This is a genomic window from Rhizobium sp. LjRoot254 (assembly GCF_964254105.1).
Lineage (GTDB): Bacteria > Pseudomonadota > Alphaproteobacteria > Rhizobiales > Rhizobiaceae > Rhizobium_E.
In genome coordinates this window covers 3,373,819-3,395,174 of sequence record NZ_CAXUSM020000001.1, presented here as the reverse complement: position 1 = coordinate 3,395,174, position 21,356 = coordinate 3,373,819, and the positions used below count along the sequence as shown (strand labels likewise).

Annotated in this window: 18 protein-coding genes; 11 read left to right on the top strand and 7 right to left on the bottom strand. The window is 61.1% G+C overall.

Features of this window, described 5'->3' with window-relative positions; genetic code table 11:
* Positions 1–156: 156 nt before the first annotated feature.
* Positions 157–2,694, bottom strand: coding sequence for a methyl-accepting chemotaxis protein (locus ACSQ26_RS16775; RefSeq protein ID WP_436010750.1), 2,538 nt, complete (start codon positions 2,692–2,694; stop codon positions 157–159).
* 523 nt (positions 2,695–3,217) lie between these two features.
* Between ACSQ26_RS16775 and ACSQ26_RS16770 the strand changes: the two genes are divergently transcribed.
* From ACSQ26_RS16770 to ACSQ26_RS16755, 4 genes are all read left to right on the top strand, one after another.
* The gene (locus tag ACSQ26_RS16770) at positions 3,218–4,657 is read left to right on the top strand and encodes a glutamine synthetase family protein (protein ID WP_436010748.1); all 1,440 of its coding nucleotides are present in this window, start codon (positions 3,218–3,220) and stop codon (positions 4,655–4,657) included.
* A gap of 402 nt (positions 4,658–5,059) precedes the next feature.
* On the top strand, positions 5,060–5,935 hold the full coding sequence (locus ACSQ26_RS16765; protein ID WP_436010746.1) for a LysR family transcriptional regulator: 876 nt from the start codon (positions 5,060–5,062) through the stop codon (positions 5,933–5,935).
* A gap of 28 nt (positions 5,936–5,963) precedes the next feature.
* A complete protein-coding gene (locus tag ACSQ26_RS16760; protein WP_436010744.1) occupies positions 5,964–6,875 on the top strand; it encodes an ROK family protein in 912 nt (303 codons plus the stop codon).
* 205 nt (positions 6,876–7,080) lie between these two features.
* Positions 7,081–7,818, top strand: a complete 738-nt coding sequence (locus ACSQ26_RS16755; RefSeq protein WP_436010742.1) for a copper homeostasis protein CutC — start codon at positions 7,081–7,083, stop codon at positions 7,816–7,818.
* A gap of 58 nt (positions 7,819–7,876) precedes the next feature.
* Here ACSQ26_RS16755 and ACSQ26_RS16750 read toward each other — a convergent pair whose 3' ends face one another.
* Both ACSQ26_RS16750 and aceA read right to left on the bottom strand, forming a co-directional pair.
* Positions 7,877–8,110, bottom strand: coding sequence for an SMc00767 family acetate metabolism repressor (locus ACSQ26_RS16750; RefSeq protein ID WP_258160877.1), 234 nt, complete (start codon positions 8,108–8,110; stop codon positions 7,877–7,879).
* A 204-nt stretch (positions 8,111–8,314) separates the two neighbouring features.
* Positions 8,315–9,604, bottom strand: a complete 1,290-nt coding sequence (gene aceA, locus ACSQ26_RS16745) for an isocitrate lyase (protein ID WP_436010739.1) — start codon at positions 9,602–9,604, stop codon at positions 8,315–8,317.
* Between the two features lie 229 nt (positions 9,605–9,833).
* On the opposite strand from aceA, the gene ACSQ26_RS16740 reads away from it, so the two are divergent.
* The 5 genes from ACSQ26_RS16740 to ACSQ26_RS16720 all read left to right on the top strand — a co-directional run bounded on the left by ACSQ26_RS16740 (position 9,834) and on the right by ACSQ26_RS16720 (position 15,488).
* A complete protein-coding gene (locus ACSQ26_RS16740; protein ID WP_436010737.1) occupies positions 9,834–11,249 on the top strand; it encodes a helix-turn-helix domain-containing protein in 1,416 nt (471 codons plus the stop codon).
* Positions 11,250–11,391: 142 nt separating this feature from the next.
* Entirely contained in the window at positions 11,392–12,489 is a 1,098-nt protein-coding gene (locus ACSQ26_RS16735; protein ID WP_436010735.1) for a polyamine ABC transporter substrate-binding protein, read from the top strand.
* Positions 12,490–12,601: 112 nt separating this feature from the next.
* On the top strand, positions 12,602–13,747 hold the full coding sequence (locus tag ACSQ26_RS16730) for an ABC transporter ATP-binding protein (RefSeq protein ID WP_436010733.1): 1,146 nt from the start codon (positions 12,602–12,604) through the stop codon (positions 13,745–13,747).
* 12 nt (positions 13,748–13,759) lie between these two features.
* A complete protein-coding gene (locus ACSQ26_RS16725; protein WP_436010731.1) occupies positions 13,760–14,662 on the top strand; it encodes an ABC transporter permease subunit in 903 nt (300 codons plus the stop codon).
* A 10-nt stretch (positions 14,663–14,672) separates the two neighbouring features.
* Positions 14,673–15,488 carry an ABC transporter permease gene (locus ACSQ26_RS16720; protein WP_436010729.1) on the top strand — a complete coding sequence of 272 codons (816 nt, stop codon included), beginning with the start codon at positions 14,673–14,675 and terminating at the stop codon, positions 15,486–15,488.
* 9 nt (positions 15,489–15,497) lie between these two features.
* Here the strand turns inward: ACSQ26_RS16720 and ACSQ26_RS16715 are convergent, their stop codons facing one another.
* On the bottom strand, positions 15,498–15,749 hold the full coding sequence (locus ACSQ26_RS16715) for a DUF6460 domain-containing protein (protein WP_436010727.1): 252 nt from the start codon (positions 15,747–15,749) through the stop codon (positions 15,498–15,500).
* 667 nt (positions 15,750–16,416) lie between these two features.
* Between ACSQ26_RS16715 and ACSQ26_RS16710 the strand changes: the two genes are divergently transcribed.
* Entirely contained in the window at positions 16,417–18,369 is a 1,953-nt protein-coding gene (locus tag ACSQ26_RS16710) for an acetoacetate--CoA ligase (protein ID WP_436010725.1), read from the top strand.
* A 43-nt stretch (positions 18,370–18,412) separates the two neighbouring features.
* On the opposite strand, the gene ACSQ26_RS16705 is transcribed toward ACSQ26_RS16710, so the two are convergent.
* The 3 genes from ACSQ26_RS16705 to ACSQ26_RS16695 form a co-directional block, all read right to left on the bottom strand.
* The gene (locus tag ACSQ26_RS16705; RefSeq protein WP_436010723.1) at positions 18,413–18,766 is read right to left on the bottom strand and encodes a cupin domain-containing protein; all 354 of its coding nucleotides are present in this window, start codon (positions 18,764–18,766) and stop codon (positions 18,413–18,415) included.
* Positions 18,767–19,001: 235 nt separating this feature from the next.
* On the bottom strand, positions 19,002–19,466 hold the full coding sequence (locus ACSQ26_RS16700; protein ID WP_436010721.1) for an SRPBCC domain-containing protein: 465 nt from the start codon (positions 19,464–19,466) through the stop codon (positions 19,002–19,004).
* The gene (locus ACSQ26_RS16695) at positions 19,463–19,801 is read right to left on the bottom strand and encodes an ArsR/SmtB family transcription factor (RefSeq protein WP_436010719.1); all 339 of its coding nucleotides are present in this window, start codon (positions 19,799–19,801) and stop codon (positions 19,463–19,465) included. Before ACSQ26_RS16695 ends, ACSQ26_RS16700 begins: the two co-directional genes overlap by 4 nt.
* A 114-nt stretch (positions 19,802–19,915) precedes the next feature.
* Between ACSQ26_RS16695 and ACSQ26_RS16690 the strand changes: the two genes are divergently transcribed.
* On the top strand, positions 19,916–21,328 hold the full coding sequence (locus tag ACSQ26_RS16690; protein WP_436010717.1) for an amidase family protein: 1,413 nt from the start codon (positions 19,916–19,918) through the stop codon (positions 21,326–21,328).
* Positions 21,329–21,356 lie beyond the last annotated feature (28 nt).

Genomic DNA, 21,356 nt, shown 5'->3' with positions numbered 1-21,356 from the left:
AGCGCGCATACAGGGCAGAAGCGTCTCATCTTGCTCTTAACGAGCTACTAAAAACACGCAGAAAGAAGGGCCGCCTGCTTCAAAATGTGACAGTTGAACAACAAAAAAGCGGGCCTCGAAAGACCCGCTTTGATGTCAGTAAAGGCGAGGGCCGGTTCAGGCGACCCGGCGGTGCCGTTCCTGCGCATTGCCGGCCGCCGGTGACAGCTTGAACTGATCGACCAGCGCCATCAACGTATCGGCTTCCTGGGCGAGCTGGCGTGTCGCGGCATTGGTCTCTTCCACCATGGCCGCGTTCTTCTGCGTCATGTGGTCCATCGAGTTGACGGCGGAATTGACCTCGCCGAGGCCGTTCGACTGGTCGCGGCTGGCCATGGCGATCAGATCGACCTGCTCGGAGACGGTAAGGATCTTCTTGGAGATCTCGGAGAGAACCTGGCCCGTCTCCTGCACGAGGCGGGAGCCGGAATTGACCTCGGTGGTCGACTTGTCGATCAGGTCCTTGATTTCCTTGGCCGCACTCGCCGAGCGTTGCGCAAGCTCGCGAACTTCCTGCGCCACGACGGCGAAGCCCCGGCCTGCTTCACCGGCACGGGCTGCCTCGATACCGGCATTGAGTGCCAAGAGGTTGGTCTGGAAGGCGATTTCGTCGATCACGTCGATGATCTGGACGATCTTCGACGACGCGTCTTCGATGCGTGCCATGGCCTGGATCGCATTGCCGACGACCTTCGAGGACGCATCGGCGGACTGCTTGGTGCTCGCCACGATCTGGTTGGTTTCCTCTGCACGCTCGGCCGAGGACTTGACCGTGACGGTGATCTCCTCGACGGCGGCCGCGGTTTGTTCGAGCGAGGCGGCCTGCTGCTCGGTGCGCTTGGACAGTTCGTCCGCCGAGTCCGACAGTTCGTTCGAGTTGTGCTGGATCATCTGCGCATTGTTGCGGATCTGGCTCAGCGTATCCTGCAGCCGCACCAGCGAACCGTTGAAGTCGTTGCGCAGCGTCTCGAGCTTGCCGAAGAACGGTGTCTCGATCATCTGCGAAATATCACCCTGCGACAGGCGGCCGAGACCGGCGGCCAGCGCATTGACGGCAAAATCGATCTGCCGGTCGACATCGAGCTTCTCGGCATCGTTGCGGCGGCGTTCCTCTTCGGCGGCGGTGCGTTCGGCTTCGCTTTGCTGCTCGATCTCGATCTTGGCGACGGCGTTCTGCTTGAAGACGCCGAGCGCGCGGGCCATTTCGCCGATTTCATCGATACGGGCCTCGCCATTGATCGTCGTGTCCAGCGCGCCTTCAGCCAGGCGGCGCATTGACGAGGTGATCTGTCCGATCGGACCCTTGAAGGTCATGACCAGGCCGATGCCGGCGAAGATGGCGATGACGATGCCGAGGACGGTCGCGCCGATGGAAATTCCGTTGGCGCTCTGGCGCTCCTGGCCGGCGCTCTGCTTCTGCAATTCGGCGAAGGATGTGAGCTGTTTCCAGATGACGTCGATCTCCGCCGCGGCGGCGGTGAATTTCTGATGGCGTTCCTCGCTGGCTTTCACCAATGCGATGGAATCCTTGTCCATGGCGTCGACCGCCGGCAGGAACGTTGATTTGAGCGGCGCGAAGAACGCCTGGTCCTTGGCGCTGCCTTCGAGCGTCAACATATCCTTGCGGACGATCTCGAACTCGCCGAACAGCCGCTTGCGGTTGATTTCCGTCGGATCGACCAGGAAGCGGGCGAGTTCGATCTGGATGGAATAGCCTGACGTCACGACCCGGCGGCTGTCCAACAGTACGGCTTCGGCCTTGACCAGCGGCGCGTCGAGTTCGGAGAATTTCTGCGTCGCATTCTTCATCTTCAATGCCGCGGCGACGCCGAGATAGACCGATGTCTGGCGGAAGCTCGAAAGCTTGCTCGACATCTTCGCGATACCGTCCAGGGATTTGTCATTGGCGGCGACGAGCGTGTCGAGCTCCTTGATCGCTGCGGCGAGCGATTTGGCGACCGCCTTGTTGCCCTCCGGCAGGGCCGGGGTCAGGATCCTGAGGCGCTTCTTGAGTTCCCCGAGGTTGGATTTGACGACGTCAAATTTCTCATCCGGCGTCTTCGCCTTCATGAAAAGATTGGATGTGTCCGTCAGGAATTTGGCCGACGTGTTGATGCGGTCCGCCTCGCGGAGCAGTGTCTTGGCCGCACTCTCGTCGTTGCGCATTCCCTTCTGGATTTGCGTCGAGGCTTCCATCAACTTCATCTGCGACGCTGTGATAACGTTGAGATTGGCGCGGATGTTCTTGTCGAGAGCCGCTTCGCTCTCATGCAATGTCCAGAGTTCGCCGACGCGGGCGATGATGCCATCGACGGACGTCGAGGCGCTCTCGAGATCGGCGCGCCCTTCGGCACCAGCGTCGAGCTGCGCGAGCGTTGCCGAGAGGGTCTCGCCCTGGCTCTTCAGCCGGTTCGCCAGATCGTCGCGCTTTTCAGCGGTCGCATTTTCCAGGAAGCTGTTCATCGCGCCGGACACGTCCCGGAAGCCGGAGAGTGATTGCAGCACGCTGTTGGAGATCTCCATCCGCCCCTGCAGCAGGCCCGAGGCATAGAGCCCGGTCACGCCGACCGCGGTGATCGACACCACGAAAGGCAGGATGAAGATGAGAACTTTCGTCTGGATCCTGAAACGGGATAGAATCCTGTCGATATTCATGGGAGCAACTCTCCTCCGGAACGCGCAAAATTGGGCTGAAAAGCGAACGGCAACGCAATCATTGCGCTCTGACCGGCATGGCGAGTCAGAGTCCGTCTGGTTGACCGATTATTGATTGCTCGTATTAATTTTAGATTACGGCGCTAAGCGTCCGGAAACCGTAAGCACGCTTTTATGCGAATTCCTTCGCTCGCGCGTTCAGGCGAGGGCTTTGAAAGCATAAAGAACGGCGGCGAGCATGGAAACGGATATGGCAATCCGTACCGCTGACCGGATATCGAGGCGGGCCGGCTTTGCAATGGCGCGAGCGCGGCGGAGACGACGGGTGGAATGATCCTGATGCATGGATGGTCCCTCGAAGGTCAGTGCATCCACGATGGAGCCAATCCCTTAAGAAAGGCTGAAATCGTATGGCAAGGTCTCGCCTGAGGCGCGAACTGTGCCGAATTTCGATTGGCCCCCCTCGCCATTTGGCCGGGAACAGCTATGATCGCCGCCGGGAGCAACAACACCAAGGTTAATCATGGCAGCCAAGAAAGTCCGCAACAAGATCATTCAGAAGACGACTGCGACTCCTCCAAAGCCATCCCCCGTTCTGCTCAATACCCGCGGCGTTTCCGACTGGAAGGAAGCGGCCGAATGGCTGCGCGCCCGCGGCATCGAAGATATCGAGTGCATCACGCCCGACCTCGCCGGTGTCCCGCGTGGCAAGATGATGCCGTCCTCGAAATTCACCTCCAATACCTCGCTTGCACTGCCATCGGCGATCTACCGGCACACGATCTCGGGCGGTTATCCAGACGAGTCCGAAGAATTCCGCTACGACTCGCGCGACAGCGACATCAAGCTCGTACCCGATCTTTCGACCCTTTCCGTCGTGCCCTGGGAAACCGATCCGACGGCGCAGGTGATCTGTGACATCGTCGATACCGACGGCAAGGCCGTGGCCTACACCCCGCGCAACCTGCTCAAGCACGTCATGTCGCTTTACAAGGACCGCGGCTGGAAGCCGGTCGTGGCGCCTGAGATCGAGTTCTACCTCGTCGCCAAAAACGAAGATCCGGACTATCCGCTGAAGCCGCCGACGGGTCGTTCGGGCCGCTCGATCCAGGGCGGGCAGGGCTATTCGATCGCCGGCATCAACGAGTTCGACGAGCTGATCGACGACATCTACCATTTCTCGGCCGCGCAAGGCCTGGAGATCGATACGCTGATCCATGAAGAGGGGCCGGCGCAGCTCGAAATCAACCTGCGCCACGGCGATCCGGTGGAACTCGCCGACCAGGTGTTCATGTTCAAGCGCACCATCCGGGAAGCGGCGATGGGTCACGGCATCTATGCCACCTTCATGGCTAAACCGATGGAAGGCCAAGCTGGCTCCGCCATGCACATCCACCAGTCGGTGGTCGATATCAAGACGGGCAGGAACATCTTCTCAAACCCGGATGGCACGTCGTCGAAGGAATTCTATAGCTTCATCGGCGGCATGCAGACCTTCGTGCCGAAGACGCTCGTCATGATGGCGCCATATGTGAATTCCTATCGGCGCCTGACACCAAGCATGTCGGCCCCGGTCAACAATGCCTGGGGTTACGACAACCGCACCACCGCGTTTCGCGTACCGGTTTCAGATGCCGCCGCGCGGCGCGTCGAAAACCGCCTGCCGAGTTCGGATGCCAATCCGTACCTCGCGCTCGCAGCGTCCTTGGCCTGCGGCTGGCTCGGCATCATGAAGGGCCTGCATCCGACGCCTCCATCCGACGGCACCGCGAATGAAGGCTCCATCGAACTGCCGCGCGGCCTGCTCGAAGGCGTATCGCTACTGGAAAACGAGCCCGCCTTGCGCGAGGTCTTTGGCGACGAATTCATCGGCATGTATGCCGGCGTCAAGCGCGGCGAGTTCGAGACCTTCATGCAGGTGATCAGCCCCTGGGAGCGGGAATACCTGCTGCTCAACGTCTGAGTGACCGCACAAGTCTAACATGCAAACGGCCCGGAGCGATCCGGGCCGTCTTGTTATCGGGTTGTGTTCCGCCGATGCCACGCGAATATCCGCGTCCAGGGAGATTCCGGTTCGGGTCGCGCGTTCGGGCGTTCTGCCGGGCGGCAGCGCCCGGAAAAATGATCAACGAGCAGCAATGCTGCGAGCATATCTTGCATAAAAGCCTCCTTCCGGCCCGGTGGCCGGCTATCGATGCGGGTGTCGGATACGCCGATGAAACTGCGTCTGCAAAGTTGCTGGCAGTCACAATTCTATAGCAACCGCTGCCAGCATTTGTCAGTGGCATGCCTCATCGGAACGTCTTCAATCTATCCGACAAAAATCTCTTTATATACGGGCGATAATGCATCATATAATTCATCCATGAAAAATATCGGTTGGGATGCCTATCAGGTCTTCATCGCGGTTGCCCGGCATGGCGGCCTGACCGGCGCAGCACAGGTGTCGGGCCTCAGCCCGGCCACGGTCGGCCGACGGATACTGGAACTCGAGCATTCGATCGGCCGCACGCTGTTTTCCCGCAGCCAGACCGGCTATGTGCTGACCACCGACGGCCAGATCCTGTTCGACCAGTTGAAAGACATGGAATCGGCCGTCCGCCGCGTCGAAAGCTGGCGCATGGAATCGTCGGGTGCCGTCACGCTCAGGCTTGCGGCGGGCACGTGGAACGCGCGGCTGATCGCCGAAAACTTTCGCGACCTCTGCAACGAGCGGGACAATTTCCGTGTCGAGATGACGGTGACGGAAGCGCGCGCGCCGCTCGCCCACCGCGAACACGATGTTGGCCTGCGCGCCCATTTGCCGGAGGAACTGAACCTCGCTTCGCGGCTGATCGGCGAGGTCGCCTATGCCGCCTACCGCGCCAAGAGCGCGCCGCAATATCTCCCCGAACGATGGATCGCCAGCACCGAAGCCGATGCGATCTCGAGCTACCTGCGCTGGCCGCACGAGAACCGCGCAAGCCAGATCGTCGTGACGGTGACCCGGCCGCGCTCGATCCTCGACCTCGTCAAAGCCGGAACCGGCAACGCCATCCTGCCCTGCTTCATCGGCGACATGGAACCCGGCATCGAGCGCGCCAGCGACGAGATTTCCGAGCTCCGCCACAAGCAATGGGTCGTGACCAACAACGACGACCGCGCACGCCGCGAAATCCGCACCCTTGCGGACCGCCTCACGAAGCTTTTAAAGGCACATCAGGAACTCTATGCCGGGAAGCGGCCGGTAAAGAATACGTGACCAGGAATACCTGACCAGGACCTATTGAATGGCGATCATCTGTTTCGATATAGGCGGCAGCTTCATCAAGGGTGCGGTGGCGCGCGCGGCCGACGATATTTCGCCGTTGCCGCCACGGCCGACGCCGCTTGACGATTTCGATGCCTTCGTCGCAACCCTGATCGGCGTGATCGCCGCGACCGGCATCCGGCCCCAGCGCATCGCACTCTCCATCACCGGCGTCATCGATCCCGAAACGGGGGTGGCAACCGTCGCGAATATTCCCTGCATTCACGGCCGGACGCTTGCCGCCGATCTCGAAGCCGTCCTCGGCGTCGATGTGTTGATCGCCAACGATGCCGACTGCTTCGCGCTGGCCGAAGCGGGGCTGGGGGCGGGCAGGGGGCACGCGATCGTGCTCGGTGCGATCCTCGGCAGCGGCGTCGGTGGCGGGCTGGTCGTCGATGGCCGGCTGGTCGATGAAAACGGCGGCTTTGCCGGCGAATGGGGCCATGGCCCGGCGCTCCCCTCCTTCGCGGGCGATCCGCCGGTGGCAATCCCCGCTTATGAATGCGCCTGCGGCCAGCGGCGTTGCGTCAACACCGTGGGCGGCGCGCGGGGCATGGAGCGGCTGCACTTCGAAATTCATCGCACGGAACTGTCGAGCAAGGAGATCGTCACGCGCTGGCTGGCAGGTGACGTCGAAGCAGCCCGCACGATCGAAATCTATGTCGATCTCATCGCCTCGCCGCTGGCGCTCGCCGTCAACATCACCGGCGCCTCGATCGTCCCGGTCGGTGGCGGATTGTCGAATTCGGCGCCGTTGATTGCGAAGATCGACGAGACAGTGCGGCAGCGGACACTGCGGCGCTTTTCCCGGCGGCTGGTGGTGCCGAGCCAATTGACGGTGGAGCCGGGCTTGGCGGGTGCGGCTTTGCTTGGCTTGGGGACGCAGGCATGAGTCGTGATCTTGCATGCTGGGCACCCCCCTCTGCCCTGCCGGGCATCTCCCCCTCAAGGGGGGAGATTGGATGGTGGCGCGGTCTCGCCTTACTTACCTGCGTTTCAACACGTTTCAACGTCGAGAGTGACCGGCGAGCTAACGTCTGGCCGATCTCCCCCCTTGAGGGGGAGATGCCCGGCAGGGCAGAGGGGGGTGCCCCCGCATGACCCCCTCAAATGGAAAACACATCCTCCTCGAAGTCTGCGTCGATGACCTCGCCGGCCTCGAAGCTGCCGTCGCGGGCGGCGGCGACCGCATCGAACTCTGCAGCGCCCTCGCGCTCGGCGGACTGACGCCCTCGGCGGGATTGATGGAGGTCGCCGCAACCTTCGACATCCCCTGCAACGCCATGATCCGCCCGCGGGCCGGCAATTTCGTTTATACTGACGAGGAGATCGACATCATGCTGTCGGACATCGAGGCGGCGCGCAGTGCAGGCCTCGCCGGCGTGGTGCTCGGTGCCAGCCTGGCCGACGGCCGGCTCGACCGCATGGTTCTCGATGTGCTGGTGAAAGCCGCCAAAGGCCTGGACCTCACGCTGCATCGCGCCTTCGACCTTGTGCCGAAAATTCCGGAGGCGGTGGAGATTGCCGTCAAGCTCGGCTTCTCCCGTATCCTGACCTCGGGCGGCGCGAAGACGGCCGGCGAAGGGATGGCAGGATTGAAGCAAGCGATGGACGCCGCCAATGGCCGGATTTCCATCATGCCGGGATCCGGCATCTCGGCGGATAACGCCGCGCAATTCCTAGACCTCGGCGTATCGGAAATCCACGCCTCATGCTCGTCGCCGGTTCCGATGCCCCAAAACCGAATGATCGAATTCGGCTTTGTCCCTGATATCGCCAGGCACACCGATACGGCCAAGGTCCGCGCGCTGAAGCATGCGGTCTCCCTGAAATAGAAAGGCCCGGACCGTCCTCCACGGCCCGGGCAGGCACCGTTTTACGGGTGCAGGGAAATCATTGTGCCTGGGTCACGATGACGGGGATCATCAGGTCGCCCCAGTTGCCTTCGTTGTGATGCCGCGCCGAGCGGATCAGCTCGACCGAGACGCCGGCATCGACCGCCTTCATCACGGCGTGGTTCAGGCGGTGCAGGTCGTTGGCGACCATGCGGATCGCCGCCTGCTGCTCGGCACTCATTGCGGTGGCTTGCTCTTCGGCGCGTTCCTTGACGCGGGTCTGGACACTCATGGTATTTCTCCTCTCTTGGGGTTCTTGATAGATTTAAGACCCCGCCCCAAACCCCTCCCCACAAGGGGGAGGGGCTTAGCTTGCCGCCCTGCCGTGCCAAAATTCACCCTCTCGACTTGTAGCGAGGCTGCTGTTTTGCATGACGGAGCGGCTGGGTTAGCCCCTCCCCCTTGTGGGGAGGGGTTGGGGCGGGGTCTTTCTTAGCTACTCCGCCGCCGGGCGGAACTGGGCGTGTTCGGTCGATTCCTTCATCGCCGTCGTCGAGGACTTGCCGCCCGAGATCGCCACCGACACGGCATCGAAATATCCGGTGCCGACTTCGCGCTGGTGCTTGGTCGCCGTATAGCCGTTGATCTCGGCGGCGAATTCCGCCTCCTGCAACTCCGAATAGGCGGCCATCTGGCGGTCCTTGTAGCCGCGCGCCAGTTCGAACATGCCGAAGTTCAACTGGTGGAAGCCGGCCAGCGTGATGAACTGGAACTTGTAGCCCATCGCACCCAACTCGCGCTGGAACTTGGCAATCGTCGCGTCGTCCAGGTTCTTCTTCCAGTTGAACGACGGCGAGCAATTATAGGCGAGCTTCTTGCCCGGATGCACTTTGTGCACGGCCTCGGCGAATTTGCGCGCCTGGCCGAGATCGGGCTTGGAGGTCTCCATCCAGATCAGGTCGCAATAGGGCGCATAGGCGATGGCGCGGGCGATGCAGGGCTCGATGCCGTTCTTCACCTGGTAGAAGCCTTCGACCGTCCGGCCCGCATCGTAATCGACGAAGGGCTGGTCGCGCTCGTCGATATCCGAGGTCAGCAGCTTCGCAGCCTCGGCATCCGTACGGGCAATGACGAGCGTCGCGGTGCCCATCACGTCGGCGGCGAGCCGCGCGGCGGTCAGGTTGCGGATATGCGCCGCCGTCGGGATCAGCACCTTGCCGCCGAGATGGCCGCACTTCTTCTCCGATGCGAGTTGGTCTTCATAATGGACACCCGCCGCACCCGCTTCGATAAAGGCCTTCATGATCTCGAAGGAGTTCAGCGGTCCACCGAAACCTGCCTCGGCATCTGCAACGATCGGCGCGAACCATGTATCGACCGAAAGGCCATTGCCCTCCTGCGTCTCGATCTGGTCGGCGCGCTGCAGCGTCTTGTTGATGCGCTTGGCAAGCTCCGGCGCGGCGTTGGCGGGATAGAGCGACTGGTCGGGATACATGGACGACGCGGTATTGGCGTCGGCCGCGACTTGCCAGCCAGAGAGATAGATCGCCTTCAGCCCGGCGCGCACCATCTGCATCGCCTGGTTGCCCGAGAGTGCGCCGAGCGCATTGACGAAGTCTTCTTCATGGATGAGCTTCCACAGCCGGTTGGCACCCATTTCGGCCAACGAATGCTGGATCGTGACCGAGCCGCGCAGGCGCTTTACATCCTCGGCACTGTAAGGGCGCTCGAGGCCGTCGAAGCGGCCTTGCGGTGCGGATGGAACCAGATTGTAAAACTCAGTCATAATAGTCTCCCGTCGCTTTTCCAGTGGTGCGAATGCCGGTTTGGGGATCGCCATTCGCGTCAATTCGATATGACGAGATTTACATTGCATTGCGAAGAGACACCATAGAAAGACTGTAAATCTCGATGAAATTCGAGTAATCCTGTCTTGAAATTTACATAGGAGCCGTGTAAATCTGTAAATCGTGTAAATGCGCAAGCAGGATCATTATCTGTAAAGGATATGACAAATGGCTGAGGCCAAGATCTTCGCCGGTCCCCGTGTGCGCCGTCTCCGCAACGGCCTGGGCATGACGCAGACCGCCATGGCGGAGGGCCTTGGCATCTCGCCGTCCTACCTCAATCTCATCGAGCGCAATCAGCGGCCGCTCACGGTCCAGCTCATCCTCAAGATGGCGTCGGTCTACAAGATCGACATCGAGGATCTGCAGGGTGAAACCGGCTCGGTCGCCGGCGAACTGCGGCAAGTCTTCGCCGATCCGCTGCTGGCTGGCGAGGTGCCCGGCGGCGAAGAACTGGTGGAGGTTGCCGAAGCCGCGCCCAATGCGGCCCAGGGCATGATCAAGCTCCACCGTGCCTATCGCGAGCAGGCGGCGCGTCTGTCCGATCTCGCAGGTCTGCTGGCGGAGGCCGGACACGACCCTGTGCTCTCCGGCGCCCGTCTTCCCATGGACGAGGTGCGTGACCGGCTGGAGAACCGTCCGAATTTCCATGCCGCGATCGAGGATGCAGCCGAAGCTTTTCACACGCACATTGGCGGGGCAGATGATATCGGTGCGGCACTGCGCGAATGGTTGCGCGCCGAGCACGGCATCGTCGTCCGCACGCTCCCCATCCACGCCATGCCCAATCTCCGGCGCCGCTACGACCGCCATTCGATGCGGCTGTTTCTCTCCGAGCGGCTCTACCCGCACGACCAATTGCGGGAAATCGCCCAGGAGGCCTGCCAGATCGCGCTCCGCGATGAAATATCGGCCGCCCTCGACGCGCTTGCTCTCTCCACCAACGAGGCCCGGCGCATCGCGCGCTTCGAGCTTGCCCGCTATGCAGCACTGGCGGTGATGATGCCCTACGGCGCCTTCATCGCCGCCGCTCGCCGTGCACGTTATGATGTCGGCATTCTCTGCGCGCGTTTCCGCGTCTCGTTCGAGCAGGCGGCAAGCAGGCTCACCAGCATGGGCCGGCCGGACGCGCAGGGCATTCCCTTCTTCACCATGGAGATCGATATCGCGGGAAACCGCATCCGGCGTGCAGGCGCGAATGGCTTTCCGCAGGCGGCTTTCGGCGGGCAATGTCCCAAGCTCAATATCCATGCGGCGTTTGCCGCGCCGGGCCAAGTCTTGCCGGAGATTGTCGAGATGCCGGGCGGCGCGCGTTACCTCACCATCGCCCGCACGCTGGAAGGCCCGATCGCCGGCTTCGGCGAGCGTGTGCGCCGCACCGCGCTGCTTCTGGCTTGCGAGCAATCCCATGCCGGGGAGACAGCCTATGCCGAAGCGCTGCCCGGTGGCCCGCCGCTGGCCGTGGGGCCGGCCTGCCGGCTGTGCGAGCGGCCCGGTTGCCTCGCGCGCGCCGAACCGCCGGTCACAAGGCCGCTGGGTCTCGACGAGATGGTTGCAGGCATGAGCGTCTTCGATTTCCAGTGATGGCGACGGGCCGACCACACCCTTGTAACGATTTGCAATTTTTTAGTTGTCGGGCGCTCCAATCCTTTCTAATCTGTTTCTCAGAGTGGGACTCCGGGCATAGATCAAAAGCAATTCAAGGCCGGGAAAACAGGAGAATATCATGAAGAAACAGCTATTTGGGCTGGCCGCAGGCGTGGCAGCAGCGCTTCTGCTCGCCTCTGCATCGACCGCACAGGAGAAGGTGGTCAACGTCTACAACTGGTCTGATTATATCGACAACGCGATCCTCGAAGACTTCACCAAGGAGACCGGTATCAAGGTCGTCTACGACGTCTTCGACTCCAACGAAATTCTCGAAACCAAGCTGCTCGCGGGCGGTTCGGGCTATGATGTCGTGGTGCCGACCGGGCCGTTCCTGGCGCGCCAGATCCAGGCTGGTGTGTTCCAGAAGCTCGACAAGTCCAAGCTGCCGAACCTCGCCAACATGTGGCCGCAGGTTTCCGAGCGCCTGGCCAAGTACGATCCGGGCAACGAATATGCCGTCAACTACATGTGGGGCACGTCGGGCATCGGCTACAATGTCGCCAAGGTGAAGGCAGCGCTCGGCGATGTGCCGATCGACAGCTGGGATGTGCTGTTCAAGCCGGAAAATGCCGAGAAGCTCAAGGCCTGCGGCATCAATATCCTCGATGCGCCGGATGAGACTTTCGCCATCGCGATGAACTACATCGGCAAGAATCCCGACAGCAAGGAGACGGCCGATATCGAAGCCGGCGGCGAGGTCTATCAGAAGATCCGTCCGTTCGTGCGCACGTTCAATTCGTCGGCCTATATCGATGAACTCGCCAATGGCGATGCCTGCATCACGCTCGGCTGGTCGGGCGACGTGCTGCAGGCCAAGAGCCGTGCCGAGGAAGCCAAGAACGGTGTCGAGATCAACTACATCATCCCCAAGGAGGGGACCTATATGTGGTTCGACAACCTTGCCATTCCGGCCGACGCCAAGAATGTCGAGGCGGCGCATGCCTTCATCAATTACCTGATGAAGCCTGAAGTCATCGCCAAGGCATCGAACTATGTTCAATACGCCAATGGCAACCTCGCCTCGCAGAAGTTCATCGACAAGTCGGTATTGGAGAATCCCGCGGTCTACCCGTCGGAGGAAACCACCAAGAAACTGTTCACGATCTCGCCCTATGGGCCAAAAGAATCGCGCGTGCTCAACCGGCTCTGGACCACGATCAAGACCGGCAGTTGATAGCGGAAGGACTTCAAGGGCGGCTCAAGCCGCCCTCTCTTTTTCCGGCACCCGCCGGCAACCAACAACGTGACGATCAATCAAGATTTGCGAAAAATGGGGCGCAGGCGAAATGGCGAAGTCACTCGGACCGGTCAAACGTAAATTCATGCCGTGGACCGACCCAAACTCGGTGCCCTTCATCCGGTTTGAGAAGATCACCAAGCGCTTCGGCGATTTCGTCGCGGTCAACGACCTGACACTCGACATCTACGAGAAGGAATTCTTCTCGCTACTCGGCCCCTCCGGCTGCGGCAAGACAACGCTGATGCGGATGCTGGCGGGCTTCGAAGAGCCGACAGAAGGCCGTATCCTGCTGCAGGGCAAGGATATCTCCGGCGTGCCGCCCTACAAGCGGCCGACCAACATGATGTTCCAGTCCTATGCGCTTTTCCCGCATATGACAGTCGAGAAGAACGTCGCCTTCGGCCTCGAACAGGACAAATTGCCCAAGAGCGAGATTGATGGCCGGGTTCAGGAAATGCTGAAACTCGTCAAGCTCGAGCAGTTCGCCAAACGCAAGCCAAGCCAGCTCTCGGGTGGCCAGCGTCAGCGCGTCGCGCTGGCCCGCTCGCTCGCCAAGCGGCCGAAGGTGCTGCTGCTCGACGAGCCGCTGGGCGCGCTCGACCGCAAACTGCGTGAGGAGACCCAGTTCGAACTGATGGACATCCAGCACACGCTCGGCCTGACTTTCCTGATCGTCACCCACGACCAGGAGGAGGCGATGACGGTTTCGGATCGCATCGCGGTCATGGACAAGGGCATCATCATGCAGATCGCCACGCCCGCCGAGATCTATGAGGCGCCGAACTCGCGCTATGTGGCCGACTTCATCGGCGATATCAACATCTTCGAGGCGAGGGTGACCGGCAAGGAAGGCTCGCTGGTGACGATCGATTCCGGTGGGCTGTCGGTGCGGGTAGATCAACCCGAATGCCCTGCGGTCGCGGGCAATGATGTCGCCTTCGCCATCCGCCCGGAAAAGGTGCGGATCTCGCTCGATGCCCCGGCCGATCCCGGCTTCAACAGCGTCAACGGCGAAGTCTTCGACATCGGTTATCTCGGCGACTTCTCGGTCTTCCTCGTCAAGATGGAAGATGGCCGCGTCATGCGCGCCGCCCAGGCCAACGTCTCGCGACTGGTCGACCGGCCGATCACCTTCGGCGACAAGGTCTGGCTGACCTGGCCGGCCGATGCCGGCATCGTGCTGACGCGCTGAGGGGGCAAGTCCATGGCAACCAATCCCGATACGCGCAAGAACCCCGCCAGATGGCTGATCGTCATGGTGCCCTATTTTTGGCTGGCGCTCTTTTTCCTGGCCCCATTCTTCATCGTGCTGAAGATTTCGTTCTCGGATCTTGCGATTTCGATGCCGCCCTACACGCCCCAGTTCACGGGCTTCGCGAATATCGGCCAGTTCTTCTCGCAACTTGATTTCGAGAACTATCTCTTTCTCGGCACCGATGCGCTCTATGTCAGCGCCTATCTGAATTCCCTGCGCATCGCGGTGATCTCGACGCTGTTGCTGCTGCTGATCGGCTATCCCATGGCGCTGGCCATGGCGCGCGCACCTGCTACCGTCCGTCCGACGCTGCTGATGCTGGTGATCCTGCCGTTCTGGACATCGTTCCTGATCCGCGTCTATGCATGGATCGGCATTCTGAAGCCAGAAGGCCTGCTGACCGTGATGTTCCAGTCGATCGGCATCCTGGGACCGGATGAACAGGTCAACATCTTTCGCACCGACTATGCGGTCTTCATCGGCATTGTCTATTCCTATCTCCCTTTCATGATCCTGCCGCTTTATGCGTCGCTGGAAAAGATGGATGGCTCGCTGCTCGAAGCCGCGAGCGATCTTGGCTGCCCGCCGTGGAAGACCTTTTGGAAGGTCACTTTCCCGTTGTCGCTCCCCGGTGTGATCGCCGGCTCCATGATCTGCTTCATCCCGATAACAGGCGAGTTCGTCATCCCCGACCTGCTCGGCGGTGCCGATACCTTGATGATCGGCAAGACCCTCTGGACGGAGTTCTCCGCGAACCGAGACTGGCCGCTGGCCTCCGCCGTGGCGGTGCTCCTGCTCCTGATTCTGGTCGTACCGATCATGATCTTCCAGAACCAGCAGCAGAAAGCGTGAGGAGAGAGCCATGAAATCTTCGCGCTTCGACCCGATCGTCCTGACCCTGGGCTTCCTGTTCCTCTACATCCCGATCTTGCTGCTGGTCATCTTCTCGTTCAATGCCTCGAAGCTCGTCACGGTCTGGGGTGGTTTTTCGACGCACTGGTATGTCGCGATGTGGAATAACCAGGGCCTGATGGACGCGGCCTGGATCACCATCCGCGTCGCACTCCTCAGTGCCACCATCGCTACTGTCCTTGGCACGCTTGCCGCACTGGCCTTGACGCGCTTCATGCGCTTTCCTGGCCGCATGTTGTTCTCCGGCATGATCTACGCACCGATCGTCATGCCGGAGGTGATCACGGGTCTCTCGATGCTGTTGCTCTTCGTTGCCGTCGGCATGGACCGCGGTTTCTGGACGGTGACGATCGCGCTGACGACATTCAGCATGTGTTATGTTGCGATTGTCGTGCAATCCCGGCTCGTGACGTTCGACATGAGCCTCGAGGAAGCTGCGCTCGATCTCGGCTGCCCGCCGGTCAAGACTTTCTTCAAGATCACTTTGCCGCTGATCTTTCCCGCCGTCATCGCCGGCTGGATGCTGGCTTTCACTCTGTCGCTCGATGATCTCGTGATCGCGAACTTCACCACGGGACCGGGTGCCACGACGCTGCCGATCAAGATCTACAGTCAGGTGCGGCTCGGCGTGACGCCGGAGATCAACGCAATCAGCACCATCCTCATCGCCTTCGTGACGTCTGGCGTGATCATCGCTTCACTGATGACCAAGCGTGCCGAAGTGCAGCGCCAGCGCGACGAGCGGGCGGCGATGGCGATTCCCTGAGGTGAGCTCCTATTCGTCGCTCGAACGCGGCGGCAGGAAGAGATAGGCGAAGAACCAGACCGGCAGGATGATCACCGCGCCGAGCAGCACATTGGGGATCGCCCAGGCAATGAAGCGGGCGAGATATTCCCATGCTTCGAGCGGCGTCAGCCCGATCGACATCAGGATTTTCTCCGCCGACAGACCGAACAGATTCATCAGCGCGCCCGCGATCAGCGATGCGAGCAGAAGCTTCAGCAGGCCTGTGACGAATTGGTTCAAGGCAGACTCCGGATCATTCCAGAGAAATTTATCGAATATTGGTAAATAATTGGCTGATGATTGCTCCAGCAGTTTGCCGCAGGCATAATTTCCAATCAGCTCACGAAATACAACTAAAGATAATGTATCGGTTGTGTCGTTCTTAAGAAAACTAACTAGAATGTGCGTGAGATTGCGTCAAGTTGTCCGTTTTCAAGCCGAAAATCCGGCTGTATACTCGAAAATGGGGTGGTATTTGTCTGGACAATCTCGGTCCATACAACTATAGATAATGAAGGGATAGCAAAAGCAGCAGTTCTTGCCAGAAAGAGCGACCGGGGAAGGCAGGCTCCCCCGGCTGTAGCGACAGCCTCGCTGCCCCAACGGAGGTGATGCATTATGAGATTTAAACTCATAACGATCACGCTCGAGTTCAAAAAGTACCGGACGCTCTGGCAAGTGTCGATCCGGATTGCTTTCGCGACTTGAGTAAGGGAGGTCAGGCAAAAGCTTGGCCTCCACTCCCGTTATATACGCGACACTAGGCAGCATAACAAGTGCGATCGTATTGGCCGCCGCTTCTCTGCCATCCCATGCCGCGTTCGGGCTTGCGATTTCCCGCGATCCGCGTTCTGTTGCAATGCAGCGAACGAGTTGCTATGCCGCCAGCATCACCGTGGAGGGTCGTATGGGAGAGAATGCACCGCTTTGGGCGCCGACGGACGTCGAGGTCGCATCGAGCCCTATGACCAAGTTTCGCGAATTCTGCGCGATCAGGAACGCGGTCGACCTGCCCGATCATGACGCCTTCCATGCGTGGTCGATCGATGCGCGCGGCGCCTTCTGGTCGGCCGTCTGGGATTTCTGCCAGGTGCGCGGCGAGAAGGGTGGCCGCGATCTCATCCATGGCGATGTCATGCTCGACGCCCGCTTCTTCCCGGATGCGCAGCTGAATTTTGCCGAGAACCTGCTGATCAAGCACGGCGACAGCGACGCGCTGATCTTCCGCGGCGAGGACAAGGTGAGCTACCGCTGGTCCTGGGACCAGCTCCATTCCACGGTTTCCAAGCTGCAGCAAGCTTTCCGCGCCATGGGTCTCGGCAAGGGTGATCGCATCGCCGCGATGATGCCGAACATGCCCGAAACCATCGCGTGCATGCTGGCGGCCGCCTCGATCGGCGCGATCTGGTCGTCATGCTCGCCCGATTTCGGCGAGCAGGGCGTGCTCGACCGGTTCGGCCAGATCGAGCCGAAACTGTTCATCTCCTGCGACGCCTATTGGTACAACGGCAAGCTGCAGGACGTGGCCGACAAGGTGCGCAATGTTGCGCCGAAACTCGGCTGCCCGGTGATGGTGGTGGGCTATGCCGGCGACGACCTGGCTCTGGCCGATTCGCTGCCCGGCGGCCGGACCATGGACGCTGCAACCATTGCCTACGTCGCCAAGCCGGTGGAATACGAGCAACTGCCCTTCGCCCATCCGCTTTACATCCTGTTCTCCTCGGGCACGACGGGCGTGCCGAAATGCATTGTCCATTCCGTCGGCGGCACGCTGCTGCAGCATCTCAAGGAGCACCGCTTCCATTCAGGCGTGGAGGGAGGGGACAAACTCTTCTACTTCACCACCTGCGGCTGGATGATGTGGAACTGGCTGGCCTCGGGCCTGGCGAGCGGAGCCACCCTCTGCCTGTTCGACGGCTCGCCCTTCGCCCCCTCGGGCAATGTGCTGTGGGACTATGCGGCCGAGGAGCGGTTCGCGATCTTCGGCACCTCGGCGAAATATATCGACGCAGTGCGCAAGGGCGGCATCGAGCCGCTCAAGACCCATGACCTGTCAGACCTTCGCCTGATCACCTCGACCGGCTCGCCGCTATCGCCCGAGGGCTTTTCCTTCGTCTACGAAGGTATCAAACCGGACGTGCAACTCGCCTCGATCTCCGGCGGCACCGATATCGTTTCCTGTTTCGTGCTCGGCAATCCGGTCCTGCCGGTCTGGAAGGGCGAGATCCAGGGGCCGGGCCTCGGTCTCGCGGTCGATGTCTGGGATGACGACGGCAAGCCCATACGCGGCGAGAAGGGCGAACTGGTCTGCACCAAGGCCTTCCCGTCGATGCCTGTCGGCTTCTGGAACGACCCCGACGGCGCCAAGTACAAGGCGGCCTATTTCGAGCGCTTCGACAATATCTGGTGCCACGGCGATTTCGCGGAATGGACCGAACACGGTGGCCTGATCATCCACGGCCGCTCGGACGCGACACTCAATCCCGGCGGCGTGCGCATCGGCACCGCCGAGATCTACAACCAGGTCGAACAGCTCGACGAGGTGGCCGAAGCCATCTGCATCGGACAGGATTGGGATGACGACGTGCGCGTCGTGCTCTTCGTGCGTCTCGCACCGGGGCTCTCGCTCGACACTGAACTCGAAAAGAAGATCAAGACGAAGATTCGCATTGGTGCCTCGCCGCGCCACGTGCCGGCCAAGGTTATCCAGGTCGCCGACATTCCCCGCACCAAATCAGGCAAGATCGTCGAACTCGCCGTCCGCGAGGTCGTCCATGGCCGTCCGGTGAAGAACAAGGAAGCGCTGGCCAATCCGGAAGCGTTGGATCTCTATGCCGGGCTGGAAGCGCTGAAGAACTGATACTTGAAGGCGGCGGCACCCTGGTCGGACGCCGCCTGAACCATCATTTCAATTTGATCGCGAAATGCTTGCGGATCGGCTCGTCGATCTTCCACGTGCCCTTGAAGCCGGGCTCGATCACGAAGGCATCGCCGGGGCCGAGCACGACAGGCTTGCCGCCTTCGGCCGTGATCGTCACGCGGCCTTCCATCATGTGGACGAATTCGTATTCGTTGTAGACCGCGTGATAGGTGCCGGGCGTGGCTTCCCAATAGCCCGAGATCATGCTGCCGTCTTCGGACGTATGCAGCACCCAGGTCTTCATCGACGGTGAGCCCTCGACAACGGTCCAGCCTTCGAGATCAGCGGTTTCTGGTTCGGATGACGCCGGATCAGCGAGCTTTACAGCATATTCCATGGTTCCTCGCAAAAGTTGGCCCGGCATGTCCGGACTGGCAGGTTGAAGACGGTGCCGGAAAGAAAAGCAAGCCCGTGCTGCCGCACATTCTCCCCTGGAGATGACAACCTAGTGATCCTCTCCGGCAGGTCTGTTCCATTTGCGAAGTCGCTGGACGGGCCGGGTGAAACACGCCGCCCGCACATGGCATTATAGCCCCGGACATGCCATTCCGGGGCTGGCACGTCGTGGAAAGTCAGATCATTGTTTCCAGCCGCGCATAGCTGTCTTCCATGCCATGCTCCATGCCGCTCGCCAGCATCGCCGCACGTGTCTCGCTGTCCGGCAGCGTCATCCGCATCGTCATTTTGGTGCCGGTGCCATCCGGCTCGAACCGCGTCTCGACATGATTGTCCGGCGTCGGATCGGGCAGGAACATGCGCTCGACATGCACGATCTTGCTGAAGGGCACGAGTTCCACGAACTCGCCGGTGAGGTAGAACCCGTTGCCGTTGCCATCGGCCCATTCATAGCGGATCTTGCCGCCGGGCTTTGCCTCGTTGATGCACACCGGCATGGTCCAGCCCGGCGGGCCGAGCAGCCATTTCTGCACCAGCGATGTCTCGGTATGGGCGCGATAGACGGCCTCCGGCGGCGCCTTGAAATGGCGGGTGACGATCACATGCGTGTCGCCTTCGGTCCTCAGTTCCAGCTTGCTCATGATTTCTTCTCTTTCGTGCTCGTTTGCATTTCGGCCAGCAATGCGTCCAGCCGGTCGTAATTGGCGGTCAATGCCTCGCGCAGCATGGCGAGCCACTGGTCGATCTCGGAAAGCGCTTCCGGCATCAGCTTGCAAGGCCGCTTGGCACCCTCGGCGCGGCGCGTGATCAGGCCGGCACCTTCGAGCACGCGCAGGTGCTTGGAAATGGCGGGCTGGCTCATCGAGAAGGGCTCGGCCAGCTCCATGACGGTGGTCTCGCCCAGCGCCAGCCGGGCAAGAATGGCCCGACGGGTAGGGTCTCCAAGGGCGGAAAATGCGGAATCGAGTTTTGACATATCAGGCACCAAATAAATAACTCAAAAGTTATATAACCAAATGGTTTTGATTTGGCAAGCGCTTTCAGCGGATTTTTCAACATCCTGTTTCCATTCCGCTTCCCGGCGCATAGCATGGCCGGCAGATACCGATTGAAAGCCTGTGAAATGCCGGATTCCACGCTCACCGCCACTGAATTGCTCGCCAGACTCGCCAGCGGCGGGTCGTCGGCGGAAGCGACGGTTTCCGATCTGATCGAGCGTATCGAGGCGGATCCCGAACTCCGCGCATTCTCTCTTATCGATCGCCAACGCGCTCTCGTCGACGCACGAAAAGCCGACGCAGCAAGACGAGCGGGCCAATCCCTGGGCTCACTTCACGGATTGCCGATCGCCGTGAAGGACAACATCGCGGTCGCCGGCCTGCCCAACACCGGAGGCACACCGGCACTCGCGGATCACATCCCTACCTTGGACGCGGATATCGTGATCCGCCTCAAGCGCGCCGGCGCGATCATCATCGGCAAGAACACGATGCACGAACTGGCCTGGGGCACGACCAGCATCAATCCATTCTCGGGCACGCCGCTGAACCCGCATGACCGGACCCGCACATCGGGCGGCTCAAGCGGCGGGGCAGGGGCGGCCGTGGCGGCAGGCCTGGTTCCCGTCGCCATCGGCACGGACACGGGTGGCTCGATCCGCATACCGGCCTCCCTGTGCGGCGTCTGGGGTTTTCGCCCGACAACGGCCAAGTGGTCCCAGCACGGCATCATCCCGATCTCCTCAAGCCGCGACACTGCAGGACCGCTCGCCCGTTCCGCCGACGATCTCGTGCTGCTGCATGAAGCCGTGACCGGCGAAATGACGCCCCTCGACTTCTCGCCGGAAGGAAAACGTATCGGCATCCCAACCAGCCATTTCTGGGAGTTCGCCCAAGCGGAGGTCGCGGCAATTTGCCGTGAGGCGCTCGAAAAATTCCGTAGTGCGGGCATGGAATTGGTGCCGGTGGATGTCACCGATATCGCGCGCCTGCACAACGACTCCAGCTTCACCGTCGCGAGCTACGAGGGCCGCATCGACCTCATGAAGTATCTCGCGGAATTCGCCCCGCAAATCACATTCCGCGATGTGGTCGAACGGATCGCCAGCGATGATGTGAGAGAACTGATGCTTCCCCTGCTCGATTCCGGCGGGCCATTTACATCCGAATCCTATCGTGCTGCCCTCGTTGTCCGGCAGCAATTGATCGCGGCCTATACCAGTCTCTTCAGCGATAATCGCCTCGATGCCATCGCCTTTCCCACCTGCCTCATGCCGGCTTTCCCGCTGAGCGACGCCTTCGCCGACCTGCCGCATGCCGGTCTCGTGCCCGTTTTCCCCGCGATGATCCACAATACGGGTCCGGGCTCGAATGCCGGCCTGCCGGGCGTCTCCGTGCCCATCGGCGCGACAGCCTCGGGCCTGCCGGTCGGCCTGGCGCTGGATGGTCCGCGCGGTGGCGATATCGGCGTGCTGCAACTCGCATGGTTCACCGGTGTTCTATAACATCATTGCGTGCTACGCCTGAAGGAAG

Coding starts and splice junctions, on each gene's coding strand:
- ACSQ26_RS16775 (WP_436010750.1), bottom strand. CDS start 2,694: ATGAATATCGACAGGATTCTATCCCGTTTCAGGATCCAGACGAAAGTT.
- ACSQ26_RS16770 (WP_436010748.1), top strand. CDS start 3,218: ATGGCAGCCAAGAAAGTCCGCAACAAGATCATTCAGAAGACGACTGCG.
- ACSQ26_RS16765 (WP_436010746.1), top strand. CDS start 5,060: ATGAAAAATATCGGTTGGGATGCCTATCAGGTCTTCATCGCGGTTGCC.
- ACSQ26_RS16760 (WP_436010744.1), top strand. CDS start 5,964: ATGGCGATCATCTGTTTCGATATAGGCGGCAGCTTCATCAAGGGTGCG.
- ACSQ26_RS16755 (WP_436010742.1), top strand. CDS start 7,081: ATGACCCCCTCAAATGGAAAACACATCCTCCTCGAAGTCTGCGTCGAT.
- ACSQ26_RS16750 (WP_258160877.1), bottom strand. CDS start 8,110: ATGAGTGTCCAGACCCGCGTCAAGGAACGCGCCGAAGAGCAAGCCACC.
- aceA (WP_436010739.1), bottom strand. CDS start 9,604: ATGACTGAGTTTTACAATCTGGTTCCATCCGCACCGCAAGGCCGCTTC.
- ACSQ26_RS16740 (WP_436010737.1), top strand. CDS start 9,834: ATGGCTGAGGCCAAGATCTTCGCCGGTCCCCGTGTGCGCCGTCTCCGC.
- ACSQ26_RS16735 (WP_436010735.1), top strand. CDS start 11,392: ATGAAGAAACAGCTATTTGGGCTGGCCGCAGGCGTGGCAGCAGCGCTT.
- ACSQ26_RS16730 (WP_436010733.1), top strand. CDS start 12,602: ATGGCGAAGTCACTCGGACCGGTCAAACGTAAATTCATGCCGTGGACC.
- ACSQ26_RS16725 (WP_436010731.1), top strand. CDS start 13,760: ATGGCAACCAATCCCGATACGCGCAAGAACCCCGCCAGATGGCTGATC.
- ACSQ26_RS16720 (WP_436010729.1), top strand. CDS start 14,673: ATGAAATCTTCGCGCTTCGACCCGATCGTCCTGACCCTGGGCTTCCTG.
- ACSQ26_RS16710 (WP_436010725.1), top strand. CDS start 16,417: ATGGGAGAGAATGCACCGCTTTGGGCGCCGACGGACGTCGAGGTCGCA.
- ACSQ26_RS16705 (WP_436010723.1), bottom strand. CDS start 18,766: ATGGAATATGCTGTAAAGCTCGCTGATCCGGCGTCATCCGAACCAGAA.
- ACSQ26_RS16700 (WP_436010721.1), bottom strand. CDS start 19,466: ATGAGCAAGCTGGAACTGAGGACCGAAGGCGACACGCATGTGATCGTC.
- ACSQ26_RS16695 (WP_436010719.1), bottom strand. CDS start 19,801: ATGTCAAAACTCGATTCCGCATTTTCCGCCCTTGGAGACCCTACCCGT.
- ACSQ26_RS16690 (WP_436010717.1), top strand. CDS start 19,916: ATGGCCGGCAGATACCGATTGAAAGCCTGTGAAATGCCGGATTCCACG.